10 protein-coding genes are annotated in these 12,907 nt (G+C 60.2%); 6 read left to right on the top strand and 4 right to left on the bottom strand.

The genetic code is table 11. The features are described from left to right. Positions 1 to 68 precede the first annotated feature (68 nt). Positions 69 to 1,352: an MFS transporter gene (locus PMI36_RS27315; RefSeq protein WP_008067563.1), complete on the bottom strand. Its 1,284-nt coding sequence runs from the start codon at positions 1,350 to 1,352 to the stop codon at positions 69 to 71. Between the two features lie 147 nt (positions 1,353 to 1,499). Here PMI36_RS27315 and PMI36_RS27320 point away from each other — a divergent pair, with 147 nt between their 5' ends. The 4 genes from PMI36_RS27320 (at position 1,500) to PMI36_RS27335 (ending at position 7,789) form a co-directional block, all read left to right on the top strand. Continuing rightward, complete coding sequence (locus PMI36_RS27320) at positions 1,500 to 2,417, top strand: LysR family transcriptional regulator (RefSeq protein WP_008067561.1); 918 nt, start codon at positions 1,500 to 1,502, stop codon at positions 2,415 to 2,417. Positions 2,418 to 2,540: 123 nt separating this feature from the next. Beyond that, the gene (locus tag PMI36_RS27325; protein WP_008067559.1) at positions 2,541 to 4,463 is read left to right on the top strand and encodes an IucA/IucC family protein; all 1,923 of its coding nucleotides are present in this window, start codon (positions 2,541 to 2,543) and stop codon (positions 4,461 to 4,463) included. Beyond that, positions 4,453 to 5,664, top strand: a complete 1,212-nt coding sequence (locus tag PMI36_RS27330) for an MFS transporter (RefSeq protein WP_008067558.1) — start codon at positions 4,453 to 4,455, stop codon at positions 5,662 to 5,664. The genes PMI36_RS27325 and PMI36_RS27330 overlap by 11 nt, the downstream gene beginning before the upstream one ends. A gap of 13 nt (positions 5,665 to 5,677) precedes the next feature. Further along, entirely contained in the window at positions 5,678 to 7,789 is a 2,112-nt protein-coding gene (locus PMI36_RS27335) for a TonB-dependent receptor (protein ID WP_008067556.1), read from the top strand. Between the two features lie 191 nt (positions 7,790 to 7,980). On the opposite strand, the gene PMI36_RS27340 is transcribed toward PMI36_RS27335, so the two are convergent. From PMI36_RS27340 to PMI36_RS27350, 3 genes are read right to left on the bottom strand one after another with little or no spacing between them, the layout of a single operon-like run. Further along, a complete protein-coding gene (locus PMI36_RS27340; RefSeq protein ID WP_008067554.1) occupies positions 7,981 to 8,523 on the bottom strand; it encodes a DUF2937 family protein in 543 nt (180 codons plus the stop codon). Between the two features lie 13 nt (positions 8,524 to 8,536). Beyond that, positions 8,537 to 9,313 (bottom strand): class II glutamine amidotransferase, encoded by a 777-nt coding sequence (locus tag PMI36_RS27345; protein ID WP_007898710.1) that lies wholly within the window; start codon positions 9,311 to 9,313, stop codon positions 8,537 to 8,539. Between the two features lie 32 nt (positions 9,314 to 9,345). Then, the gene (locus PMI36_RS27350; protein WP_008067549.1) at positions 9,346 to 9,849 is read right to left on the bottom strand and encodes a hypothetical protein; all 504 of its coding nucleotides are present in this window, start codon (positions 9,847 to 9,849) and stop codon (positions 9,346 to 9,348) included. A 215-nt stretch (positions 9,850 to 10,064) separates the two neighbouring features. On the opposite strand from PMI36_RS27350, the gene PMI36_RS27355 reads away from it, so the two are divergent. Beyond that, complete coding sequence (locus PMI36_RS27355) at positions 10,065 to 12,119, top strand: S9 family peptidase (protein ID WP_008067547.1); 2,055 nt, start codon at positions 10,065 to 10,067, stop codon at positions 12,117 to 12,119. A gap of 210 nt (positions 12,120 to 12,329) precedes the next feature. Beyond that, positions 12,330 to 12,803: a cyclic nucleotide-binding domain-containing protein gene (locus PMI36_RS27360; RefSeq protein ID WP_008067546.1), complete on the top strand. Its 474-nt coding sequence runs from the start codon at positions 12,330 to 12,332 to the stop codon at positions 12,801 to 12,803. The last annotated feature ends 104 nt before the right edge of the window (positions 12,804 to 12,907 follow it).

The raw sequence follows: 12,907 nt of genomic DNA, 5'->3' as shown, positions 1-12,907 counted from the left end.
CCTGTAGGCTTTTATCTTCTTAGCTGAAGGACATATGCCCCTCAGATTATCAGTTACCGGATATTCGGTTATTGAGCGTCGAGTTGCTTGCCACGGGTTTCCGGCAGACTCAGGGCCGCCAGGATCACTACCCCGTAGGACACCGCAGCGAAAGCCCCGATTCCCACACTCAGCGGCACCTTCTGGCTGAGCAAGCCGATCAACAGCGGGAACAATGCCGCCAGCGCCCGACCAATGTTGTAGCAAAATCCCTGGCCCGAGCCGCGTATGCGCGTCGGAAACAGTTCGGTCAAAAACGCGCCCATGCCGCTGAAGATCCCCGAAGCAAAGAAGCCCAAGGGGAAACCCAGCCAGAGCATCACACCGTTGCTGACCGGTAATTGGGTGTACAGCAGAACAATGGTGAACGAGCCGACCGCGAACAGAATGAAGTTCTTTTTACGACCGAGGATGTCAGTCAAATACGCGCTGATCACATACCCGACGTAGGACCCGACGATCACCATCGCCAGATAGCCACCGGTACCGAGTACGCTCAAGCCCCGTTCGTTTTTCAGAAACGTCGGCAGCCAGGAAGTGATCGCGTAGTAACCGCCGAGGGCGCCGGTGGTCAGGATCGAAGCGCGAATCGTAGTGAACAGGATGCCTGGGGCGAAGATCTCGTAGAACTTGGCCGGGTTGCTTGGCTCTTGTTTAGCTTTGGCTTCGCGATAGATTTCCGGATCCTTGACCAAGCGACGGACGAAAATCACGAAGATCGCCGGCACGATGCCAAGGAGGAACAGAGCGCGCCAGGCGTCTTCCGGTGGGAGCACCGAGAACAGCAGCGCATACAGAATCGCCGTCAGCCCCCAACCCAGCGCCCAGCCCGATTGCACCATACCGACCGCTTTGCCACGGTCCTTGGCGCGAATCACTTCGCCAATCAGCACCGCGCCGGCGGTCCATTCACCGCCGAAACCGAAGCCCATCAATGTGCGGCTGATCAACAGTTGTTCGTAGTTCTGGGCAAAGCCGCAGAGGAAGGTGAAGAAGGCGAACCAGAGCACCGTCAGTTGCAGGGTGCGTACCCGACCGATGCGGTCAGAGAGAATCCCCGCCACCCAACCACCAATGGCCGAGGCGATCAGGGTGCTGGTGTGAATCAGCCCGGCTTCGCCAGTGGTAATGCCCCACATGGCAATCAGGGTCGGCACCACGAAGCTGAGCATTTGGGTGTCCATGCCGTCCAGGCCATAGCCGATCTTGCAGCTCCAGAACGTACGACGTTCCTGCTTGTTGATGTTGTGGTACCAATCGAAGGGTCCCGGGCGAGCCGTGGCTTTGGGAACGAGGGTGTCGGGCGCACTCATGGCAAGTCTCCGTGCAAATTTTATTGGTATTGTTCTGAGCCCCGACGACGCCTATCGTGGGAACCGGATGCGTCGATTTTTGGACGCTTGGCCCTGCTGCGTCCAACTAATAAAAACCCGGCCAAGGCATAAGAAAAAGTTGATCCCATGAATCTGAAGTTTCTCGAGACCTTTGTCTGGGTCGCCCGACTCAAGAGTTTTCGCCTGACGGCAGACAAGCTCTTCACCACCCAGGCGTCGATTTCCAGCCGTATCGCCGTGCTCGAAGGCGAGCTCGGGGTGAAGCTGTTCCTGCGCGATTCTCGCGGCGTGAGCCTGACGCCCGAAGGCTTGAAAGTGCTCGAATATGCCGAGCAGATGATGGACACGATGCAGGCGCTCAAGCACTCGATCGAGACGCGTTCGAGCAAGGTCGGGCGGGTCCGGATCGGTGTCATGGACACCGTGATCCACACCTGGCTCAGCCCGTTGGTGGCGCAAATGATGGATCACTACCCGCTGGTGGAAATCGAGTTGGTGGCCGATACCGCGCTCAACCTCTGCGATCAGCTGCAAAAAGGCTTTCTCGACCTGATCCTGCAAACCGACCTGTTGCGCCAGGAGAGTGTGCGCAGCCTGGAGCTGGCCAGTCATCCGATGGGCTGGATCGTCGCCAGCAATTCCATCTACAACCGCGAATATTCGGGTGTCGCCGATCTGGCGCGGGAGCGGATCATTACCTATTCGAAAAATTCCCAGCCACACCAAGAGATTCTTGCCCTGATGCAGGCCAATGGCGTCATGGCGCCGCGGCTCAACTGCGTGAACTCGGTCTCGGCAATTACCCGTTTACTGCGCGATGGATTTGGCATCGGCGCGTTACCACCGGTGTTGGTCGCCGAGGAACTGGCGCGGGGGGAATTGACCTTGCTGGCCATCGATCAACGACCGCCAAATTTGCAGGTGGTGGTGTCGTGGCGGGTGGGCGTGGAATGGGTCGAAGAAATCGTGGCGTTGTGTCAGCAAGTCGTGGAGCGCTATGCGCATAAAGTGGGCGAGCAGTACATCATCTTGAGCAAACCATAGGCCCGAATCTGAAGGACATTTCCCAAACTCTAAATATGAACCACTATCATTTGCATTATTTTTTCAAGACGGTATTCTCTGCGCGCTTTCAGCTAATCAATTGTCCAGAAGGAGTCGGACCTGATGCGCGGCTACACGCAAAAACAGCAACAATTGCTCGCTCACTGGAGCGAAGCGCTTGGCACTCAGGCCTTCCAGTCCCATCGCATCACTCTCGATCATTTGAGCAATGCGCTGGAGCCCGCCGCTCAACGCTGTTTCCAACGCCTGATCCAGGCGCTGTTTCGTGAAGATCTGATCAACCCCGCCACCTGCGAATACGACGACTCTAGCCGTTGCTGGCTGCCACTTGGCGATGGCGCGCATCTTTGCTTCGAGCACTTGTCCGGCGGCAGAATGAACAGCTGGGACGTACGCGGTAGCATCGTCCTGCACACCCCCGACAGACTGCCCCACAAAATCCAGTTGCCCAGCGAACTGCTCGCTCATCTCAGCACTCAGCTCAACCCGCCAGCTTCCCCACAGGTACTGGAGCGTCTGGCCCGGGAGCTGGATGACAGCTTCAGCAACGACACCCTTTGCCTGGCGTTTCATCATGGATGGACCGAGCGCCTGAGAGAGCAGATCGATACCGGGTACGACGACAATCTGCTCGCGTGGCTCAAAGCCGGCTCCAGCCACCAGAACCCTACGTCATTGCTCGAACAGTGGGGCACTCTCGGCCATCCGTGGCACCCGAACTACAAGACCAAACTGGGCTTGAGCGCCGCTCAGGTCATCGCTTTCTCGCCAGAATTCGAAGCGAGTTTTCCGATTGTCCTGTGCGCCCTGCACCGCCAGTACGCACACGTCGAAGCGCTGGCCGGCACCACCGATTACTGGGACTGGTGGCAAGGTCACTTCCCACAGGCCGCCGAACAATTGCAACGCCACTTGCAGCAACTGGGCCTGGACGCAAAGGACTACCTCCCGCTCCCGTCGCACCCATGGCAAGCCCATGAAGAACTGCCACATTCGTTCGCCAACGAGATCGCCGACAACCTGCTGATCGTCACTGACATTGTTGCTTTTACCGGCCACCCGACCATGTCCTTCCGCACGGTCCTGCCGCAGGCCAGTCGCACGGCACCGATGGTCAAACTGCCGGTGGCTCTGCGACTGACCAGCGTGCAACGCACCGTGTCGCCGCGCTCCGCCCGGATGGGGCCGCGCATCAGCCAACTGGTATTGGATATTCTCGATCGGGAGCCGCAGATTCAGCGTCTGCTGAACATCGTTCCAGAGCGCATCGGCGTGCACTACGCACCACTACCGTCCGATGACGAGCGCTCCCGGCATGCTGGCGTGCTGTATCGCGACAACCCGCTTACCCTCCTGCAAGAAGGCGAGTTGGCGGTGCCGGTCGGCAGTCTGTTCGCCGTCAACGAATTCGAACAACCGTTGCTGCGTGATTGGGTAAGGCTGGCTCAGGGCAGTGACGACAGCGAGGCCATGTTGGCGTTCTTCGAGGATTACCTGTCGATTGCCGTACCGAGCCTGCTGGGCATTTACCTGATGTACGGCGTGGCGTTCGAAGCGCATCAGCAAAACAGTTTCATGGTGATGGGCGCTGACGGGCAGTTGAATCGGCTGCTATTGCGTGATTTCGGCGACGTTCGTATCGATCGCAAAACCCTGCACGCCAAGGGCCTGGATATCCAGTTGCACGATCCGAAAATGACCCTGTATGACGACGCAGGCTTTGTCCGTGACAAACTCCTGCACACCACCTTCATGTGCCACCTCGGTGAGCTGACGTTGCTTAGTGCCCGTCACTGGAATGTGCCGGAAAGTAGCCTTTGGGAGCGGTTGGCATCGCACGTTGCACAGTGCTTCGAGACCTTGCGCGAGCGCGTTGAGCCGGCACGTTGGGAAAGCGAGCGCCGGGCCTTGCTGGAACAGGATTGGCCCGCCAAATCGTTCATGCGCATGCGCTTGCTCGACAGTCATGCCGACATCGTCGGACGCCTGAGTAACCCGCTACGACCCAACACCCATGCTCGCTGACGGTCGCGCCTTGCGACTGCTGATCGTCATCCAGTTTGTCTCCATGGGCGCGATGGAAATGAGCGGCCCGTTCTGGCCCTTGCAGATCCAGCATCTGCTCGGGCCGGAGGGCGCCGGCTACACCGCGCTGTTATCGGCGATGGTCTATGCCGGTCCGATGCTGGCGGCCATGCTCCTGACGCCCATGTGGGGCCGGTTGGGGGATCGCACCGGACACAAACCGATGATTGTCCGGGCGTTGCTGGCCCTCGCGCTGTGCCAAGGGTTGGCGGCCATCACTCTCGATCCGTGGCTGCTGGTGGGTATTCGCGTGATGCAAGGCGCATTGGCCGGTTTTCTCGCGGCCGCGCAAGCCTATGCCCTGGCCTGCTGCAACAGTTCCAGCCGTGGTCACACCTTGGCGCGCCTGCAATCGGCCACCGCCGTCGGCTCATTGATCGGCCCTGTGCTGGGTGGCTGGCTGATGGACGTCTCGGGGTTTGCCCTGCTCTGTTATGGCGCGACGGCGATTTGCCTGCTGTGCGCACTGGGGAGTTTTTTCCTGCCGGCCGACAAGGCCAGGACTTCGAAGAAAAAAGCCGTTGAAGCGGTCGCCCTGCCCAAAGGCTGGCTCGGTGGAATCCTGTTGGTGATCGTGTTGATTCAGGCCGCGAAGATGATGCCGCAGTCGTTTTACGCGCTGTATGTCGCGAACATTCTGCATGCCCCAAGCTGGCTGATCGGCGCCACCTACGCGGCGAGCGCCGCGACCCTGGCCATTTCAGCACCACTGTGGGGACGCCTGTTCGACCGCTGGCGGCCGGCCTACACGTTGCGCGTCATCGAAGGCGTGGCCTGGCTGTGTGCGCTGACGCTGGCGGCCACGGCATTGGCCAACGAATGGCTGGGGTTTCTCGTCAGTCGACTCGTCTGGGGCATCTGGCAAGGCGCCCTGCTGCCCGTCGCCTATGCCCTGATCGCCAACTCCATTTCCATCACCCAGCAGGGCTTCGCGCTCGGCCTCGGCAATAGCGCGGCAAAGGCTGGCGCTCTGCTCGGTGTCGTCCTTGGCGGGATCGGCATGGGCCTGGTTGGCCTGGCTCACAGTTTCTGGCTGGTGGCGCTGACCTACGCCATAGCCGCCATCGGGATCCGCTGGGTGCGCTCGTTAAACTCCGCGCCCGACCGCTCGACCTTATCGCCCCACACTTATCACAACTAAAAAAGACCACGTCATGATCCGAACCAAACTCTCTCTGCTGATCCCGCTGCTCGGTACCTTCAGCGCCCAGGCCTGGGCCGAGGATGCTGAACAGCAACCCGGCACCTTGAACATGCAACCCACCGTCGTCTCCGCTACTCGCAGTGAAGCGAGCATTGCGTCGATTCCGGGCTCGGTCCAGGTTATCGACGAACAGCAGGTCCGTGAGCAGAGCGGCGCGGGTCGCCGGGTCTCCGACATTCTCGGACAATTGGTCCCCGGTCTTGCGCCGTCCAGCGGCGGGATGAGCAACTTCGGTCAGACCCTGCGCGGGCGCAACATGCTGGTGTTGATCGACGGCGTATCGCAGAACGCCACGCGCGACAACTACCGCCAGCTCAACAGCATCGCCCCGGCCAGCATCGAACGCATCGAAGTGATCTCCGGCGCCAGCAGCATCTACGGTGCCGGCGCTTCAGGCGGCATCATCAACATCATCACCAAGCGTAATCAGGGCCAGGACATTGCCTACAGCAGCAAACTGGGCCTGACCAGCGGCAACAACCTCAACCGCAAAGGCTTCGCCTACGAAGCCTTTCAGAGTGCGACGGGGCGCAAGGATGCTCTTGACTGGTACGTCTCCGCCGACCTGACTCAGCGTAACGATCAGTACGATGGCAACGGCAACCGCATCCCTCAGGACACTTCCCAGGGCAGCAACATGGATACCGAAACCTATGACCTGCAAGGTCGTTTCGGTTACGAACTGGATGCCGACAAAAAACTCAGCCTGTCGCTGCAGGACTACAAGGACCAGCAGGACACTGGCTACACAAAAGACCCGACAAACCGGCAGGAAGCCGTGGCAGTCAAAGGACTGAAACTCGACGACCAGCCCTATACCCATAACCAGGCGGTCAACCTCAACTACACCGACAAGGACTTCTACGGTCAGGGCCTGCAACTGGAAAGCTACTGGCGCCGCGCCGATGCACTGTTCTTTCCAGACCTGTCGCGAGGCAGGGCCGGGATCTCCGACAACAACAGTGTGCAAGATGTCTACGGCCTGCGCGCGGCCATCGACACGCCGCTGCCGGCGATCGGGAGTGCCACGGGTAATCTGGTCTGGGGCGCCGACTATGATAATGAGCGCTCCCGCCAACGAGGTGATCAATACAGGCTCAATGGCCTGACCTACTCCAAGACCGGCACCACCTACGAGCTGGGCCCGGACATCGAAACCACCACCAAGTCGCTGTTCGGGCAGATGTCCTGGGACATCGGTGACTGGACGTTGCGTGGCGGTGTGCGCCGTGAATGGATCGAAAGCGACGTCTCCGACAGCATCGCTTATGGTCAGATCGTCCAGACCGGCATACGCGCAACGCTGCCTGGCGACACCCTCAAATACGATGCCACCCTGTACAACCTGGGGGCGGTCTACCACCTGAGTGAAAACCAGGACGTCTTCGCCAATTACAGCCAGGGGTTTTCGCTACCGGATATCCAGCGCTTCATGCGTGATGTCAGCAGCACCTTCGACATTCAGACCCTCAACGCCCAAGCCATCAAGGTCGACAGTTACGAACTGGGCTGGCGCGGTAACTGGGATCAGTGGCAGGCCGATGTCACCGTGTACGAAAACACCTCGGACGTGACCCAGTTCTACGATGCCAATGATCGCGTATTGCGCCTGATCAACCAGAAAGAGCGAGTTCGCGGCATCGAAAACAGCCTGACCTACCGCGCGACCGATCACTGGTCGGTGGGTGGCACTTATGCCTGGGCCAAAGGCGAGACCGAGCAGAACGGCAAATGGATCGATCTGCCGGCTACGCGCATCTCACCGGCCAAGACCACACTGTTCGTCGGCTACACCGAAGACGACTACACCCTGCGCCTGCAAGGCATGCATTTGTCCAGTTACGACGCCGCCGCCAAGGACAACAACGGGCGCGAGATCGAAGGTTATACGCTGGTGGACCTGCTCGGCTCCGTCCAACTGCCGGTCGGTCGTCTTGAAGGCGGCGTGTACAACCTGACCAACCGCACGTACCAGAACCTGTTCACCCAAGCCAACGCCAGAGCGCCGTATGCCAACGCCGAAGGCCGCACGCTGAGCATGAGCTACTCGGTGGATTGGTAAAAACAGGAGCCGGCTTGCCACAGTTAAGGATCAATCGGACATGTAGGAGCCAGGCTTGCCGGCGAAGGCGTCCTTAAGAGCGCCTTCGCCGGCAAGCCTGGCTCCTACGAAAAGCCTTGACTGCTGGCATTTGCGGCTCGCCAGCGAGCGATCTGCCGGCATACATGTCGCCTGACAAGTTGGCTCCAGCGTTACAGCCCCCGCACATCCCGGTCTTCAATCGGCCGGCTCTGGCGCAAACGCTTGCCGCCCAGCACCACCCAGTCGATCAGCCGGAACAGGCATTCGATGCCGAACGACAGCAGCAACGCGCCGCTCATGCCCCAAATCATCGCTTCCGGCGTCAGCAGGATCTGGTAGCTGTAGCCGTTCCAGGTTTCCTTGCGAATATCCGGGTCGGCGGCCAGTGCAACTTGCAGGACGCGTATGTACCACGGCCCCTGCATGGCCTGGAATTGCTTGTCCAGGGCCAGTTGACGGGTGAGCAAGGTGCTCAGGCTGTCGGCATCGCTGCGAAAGATCGGGTCTTCGCTTGCACGGTAATGGGCCACCAGCGCTTGCATATCACCCTTGAAAAACTGATTGGCGGTGCCCTGGAAACCGCTCAGACCGGTCTGCGCCTCGATTAGATGCGCCTCGACCCGCTTGGCATAATCACTGATGAACCCAGGCACCTGGACACCGATCAACAGGCCTGCCGCGAACAACACCAGCCGAAGATAACTGAGCAACATGGGGGAGAGATCCTTATTCGGTCTTGCCTTGGCTGACGCATTCACCGCGTCGCCAGAGGCTCCATTGGCCCGGTTCGTAGCGGGTCCAGGTTTCGTTTTCGGTCAAGGGTTCGGTGGCGATCACCGTGACCACGTCGTTGGGCGTGGTCTCGGCCTGGAAGTCGACGATCACATCGACGTCCTTCAACCGCGCCGGGCCGAACGGTGCTCGGCGGGTGATCTGCGCCAATTTGCTCGAGCAGTAGCAGAACAGCCAGTCGCCATCGCTGAGCAAGCAGTTGAACACGCCTTTGCTGCGGTACTCGGCGCAGGCGGCCACCAGGTCCGGCAACAGTGCTTCGATCTCTACCGGCTCGGGGAACGCAGCGCGTACCCGATTGAGCAAATCACAAAACGCCGCTTCGCTGTCGGTGTCGCCAACGGGGCGGTAAAAACTGGCGGTCGGGTTGAAATCGGCCAATTGGCCGTTGTGGGCGAAACACCAGTTGCGCCCCCACAACTCGCGCACGAACGGGTGGGTGTTGGACAGGCAGACCTTGCCGACATTGGCCTGGCGGATGTGCCCGATCACCACTTCGCTTTTGATCGGATAGCGCTGTACCAGGTTCGCCACTTCCGACTCGCTGCTCGCCGCCGGGTCCTGGAACAGCCGCAGGCCACGGCCTTCATAAAAAGCGATGCCCCAGCCGTCACGGTGCGGCCCGGTGCGGCCGCCACGCTGCATCAGCCCGGTGAAGCTGAACACGATATCGGTCGGGACATTGGCGCTCATGCCCAATAACTCACACATGCTCGGACTCTCGATTCAGTACAGGGGCGCGGTTACAGGCGCGGTTCGACCCGCGAACGCTGAGGATTGCTCGGCACCGGTGGCCGGCCGTAACGATCATCGCCGGCACCGCCGAAAGGCTGATCGTCGTCAGGCTCGTCGGCCCGCGCGGCTGCGGCTGCTTTGGCGGCAGCCGCCTGTTCCTTGCGAGCGTTGGAGGCGCGCTCGATGGGAAAACGGATGGCCACGAACACCAGGTAAATGCCGAAGACAATCATGCCGTACATGAACAGATCAGAAACCGCCCGCCAGGCGTTGTTGCCGACCTTGAACAGCAAGTCGAGGGCCGTAATGGCGATGGCCGGGGCGACCTTTTCTTTCACCGGGTCGATGATGGTCGGGCTGAACAGCAACACCGCCACCAGCAGCCGCAGCGGCTCACGCAGCCAACGCCACATCCAGCGGGTGATGCGCATCCACACCAACAGGCAGCCTAAAGCGGCAAAGGCGTAGAGGCCCCAAGCGATCAGATAGTCGTTCTCGGTCATGGTGTCCATGGCAAGGCAGGCAAAGAGGCGCTTATAGTAACGACTTTTCGCACGTCAGGCTTGTCCCAATACCAGTGAGTTAAGCGCATTCCATGTGGGAGCGGGCTTGCTCGCGAAGAGGGAGTATCACTCGACATTGATGCTGCCTGACACACCGCCTTCGCGAGCAAGCCCGCTCCCACAGGTTGCCAACCCCTATTCCGTACATTGTTCGAGAGCCATTCATGCCCCTATCCGCCAACGTCACCAGCGCTCCAATTGCCCACAAGGCCGACGGTTGCGACCCGTATGCCTGGCTGCAGGAGCGCGACACCGACGCGGTGCTCGATTACCTGAAAGCTGAAAACCGCTATCAAGAGGCACAAACCGCCGATCAGACCGGCCTGCGTGAAACCCTGTTCGAAGAGATCAAGGGGCGGATTCTCGAAACCGACCTGTCGTTGCCCTCGCCCTGGGGCCCCTACCTGTATTACACCCGCACCACCGCTGGCGACGAATACGCCCGTCACTACCGCTGCCCGCGTCCGGCCGATGGTAGCCTGCAGATCGACGAAAGCCAGGAACTACTGCTGCTTGATCCGAACGTGCTGGCCAAGGGTGGCTTCTTTTCCCTGGGTGCATTCAGCATCAGCCCAGACCACCAGCGCCTGGCCTATAGCATCGACTCCAGCGGCGAAGAGATTTACACGCTGTTCGTGAAGGAATTATCCAGCGGCCGTGTCAGCGAGCTGGAGTTCCAGAACTGCGACGGCAGCATGACCTGGGCCAATGACAGCCTGACGCTGTTCTTCGGCGAACTCGACGACACCCATCGCCCGCACAAACTGTTGCGCTATCGGCTGGACGGCACCGCGGCCGAAGAAGTGTTCCATGAGCCGGATGGCCGATTCTTCCTGCATTGCTATCGCTCGAGCTCCGAACGGCAACTGCTGTTATCACTGGGCAGCAAGACCACCAGCGAAGTCTGGGTGCTCGACGCCTCGCTGCCGCATCAGGCCTTTACCTGCCTGGCGCCGAGGGTCGAAGATCATGAGTACGATGTCGACCACGGCAAACTCGATGGCGAGTGGACGTGGCTGATCCGCACCAACCGCGACGGCATCAACTTCGCCCTGTACCAGGCCGCCGATACTGGCGTCGCGCCGACCGAAGCCGACTGGCAGATCCTGATTCCCCACAGCGACACGGTGATGCTCGACGGCATGAGCCTGAACGCCGAGGCCATGACCCTGAGCCTGCGCGAAGGTGGCCTGCCGATCATCGAAGTCCGCCCACGGGATTTAGTGCCCTATCGCGTGCAATTGCCGGACGCGGCCTACAGCCTGCATGTGCAGAACAGTCTGGAATTTGTCAGCGACCGGATCCGTCTGCGCTACGAAGCCTTGAACCGTCCGGCGCAGATCCGTCAACTGATTCTGACCACCGGCGAGCAGACAGTCCTCAAGGAAACCCCGGTGCTCGGCCCGTTCGACGCCGATGCGTACGTCAGCCAGCGGCTTTGGGCGACGGCACCGGACGGTACGCAAGTGCCTATCAGCCTTGTGGTCAAACGCGAGTTCCTCGGCAAGCCGACGCCGCTTTATCTGTACGGCTACGGCGCCTACGGCGAAAGCCTCGACCCGTGGTTCTCCCACGCGCGCCTGAGCCTGCTGGATCGCGGCATGGCGTTTGCCATCGCCCACGTACGCGGTGGCGGTGAACTGGGCGAAGCCTGGTACCGCGCCGGCAAACAGGAACACAAGCACAACACTTTCAGCGATTTCATCGCTTGCGCCGAACACCTGATCGCCAACGGTTTCACCACCCCATCGCAGCTGGCGATCAGCGGTGGCAGCGCCGGTGGTTTGCTGATCGGCGCGGTACTCAATCAACGGCCGGAGCTGTTCGGTGCAGCGATTGCCGAAGTGCCGTTCGTCGACGTGCTCAACACCATGCTCGACCCGGAGCTGCCGCTGACCGTCACGGAATACGACGAGTGGGGCAACCCGCAAGAGCCGGACGTCTATGATCGGATCAAGGCCTACGCCCCGTACGAAAACGTCACCGCGCAAGCCTATCCGGCAACGCTGGTGATCGCCGGTTACAACGACAGTCGCGTGCAGTACTGGGAAGCGGCCAAGTGGGTGGCGAAATTGCGCGCGACCAAAACTGACACCAATCCCCTGCTGCTCAAGACCGAATTGGGTGCCGGGCATGGCGGCATGAGCGGTCGTTATCAGGGATTACGTGACGTAGCCCTCGAATACGCATTTGTTTTCAAGGTTTTGGGCATCGCCTGAGGAACTTGGCCCGGCGTACCGGTCTTAACACCAGTACGCCGAACCGGATGCAGCGCAAAACCAATGTGGGAGCGGGCTTGCTCGCGAAGGGGCCATCACATTCAACATCAACGTTGACTGATACTCCGCTTTCGCGAGCAAGCCCGCTCCCACAAGGGATTGAGAACATCTAAAAAATCGGAACCAGACACAAAAAAAGACCGTGACGACATGTCAGAACCGACCTTACTGAACAACGAAATTCGCGACTGGCTGATGGACTGCGGCCTGTTCGATCAACTGTTGCCGGCAGACTTCGTGGCGGCTTCGGGTTACTTCAGCATCAGCACCATCGCCGAAGGTGAAGAGATTTTCCATGAGGGCGATGCCGGCAGTTTCATGTGCATCATCCACACCGGCCAGGTCGCGGTGCAGAAGACCAACAGCGACGGGCAACGAGTGACCATGGCCACCTTGCGCAGCGGTCGGGCGTTCGGCGAAATGGCTGTGCTCGACGGTGAACGACGCTCAGCCAGTTGCGTGGCCGCGAGCAATTGCCAGTTGCTCAACCTGGGCAAGGACTCCCTGGAAAAGATGCTCAACGACGCGCCGAAAATCGCCGCCAAGATCATCCGCGCCCTCGCCGTCTCCCTTTCCAAACGCTTGCGTATGGCCGATGGGCAACTGCTCTCACAACAGGTCTAGCCTCCCGGTGTTTTGATTTTCGTCGTGCTCGGCTCAAGGCCCGGCAAGGTCTGGTCCTTGGGTGGATTGGGCATTTCGATCGGCGGCAACAGCGGTGGCCCGCC

Source organism: Pseudomonas sp. GM79, assembly GCF_000282495.1.
Classification (GTDB): domain Bacteria; phylum Pseudomonadota; class Gammaproteobacteria; order Pseudomonadales; family Pseudomonadaceae; genus Aquipseudomonas.
Note: the sequence above shows the minus strand (reverse complement) of the source record. Positions and strands in the feature narration are given on the sequence as shown.

Coding starts and splice junctions, on each gene's coding strand:
- PMI36_RS27325 (WP_008067559.1), top strand. CDS start 2,541: ATGCGCGGCTACACGCAAAAACAGCAACAATTGCTCGCTCACTGGAGC.
- PMI36_RS27315 (WP_008067563.1), bottom strand. CDS start 1,352: ATGAGTGCGCCCGACACCCTCGTTCCCAAAGCCACGGCTCGCCCGGGA.
- PMI36_RS27335 (WP_008067556.1), top strand. CDS start 5,678: ATGATCCGAACCAAACTCTCTCTGCTGATCCCGCTGCTCGGTACCTTC.
- PMI36_RS27320 (WP_008067561.1), top strand. CDS start 1,500: ATGAATCTGAAGTTTCTCGAGACCTTTGTCTGGGTCGCCCGACTCAAG.
- PMI36_RS27355 (WP_008067547.1), top strand. CDS start 10,065: ATGCCCCTATCCGCCAACGTCACCAGCGCTCCAATTGCCCACAAGGCC.
- PMI36_RS27340 (WP_008067554.1), bottom strand. CDS start 8,523: ATGTTGCTCAGTTATCTTCGGCTGGTGTTGTTCGCGGCAGGCCTGTTG.
- PMI36_RS27330 (WP_008067558.1), top strand. CDS start 4,453: ATGCTCGCTGACGGTCGCGCCTTGCGACTGCTGATCGTCATCCAGTTT.
- PMI36_RS27350 (WP_008067549.1), bottom strand. CDS start 9,849: ATGGACACCATGACCGAGAACGACTATCTGATCGCTTGGGGCCTCTAC.
- PMI36_RS27345 (WP_007898710.1), bottom strand. CDS start 9,313: ATGTGTGAGTTATTGGGCATGAGCGCCAATGTCCCGACCGATATCGTG.
- PMI36_RS27360 (WP_008067546.1), top strand. CDS start 12,330: ATGTCAGAACCGACCTTACTGAACAACGAAATTCGCGACTGGCTGATG.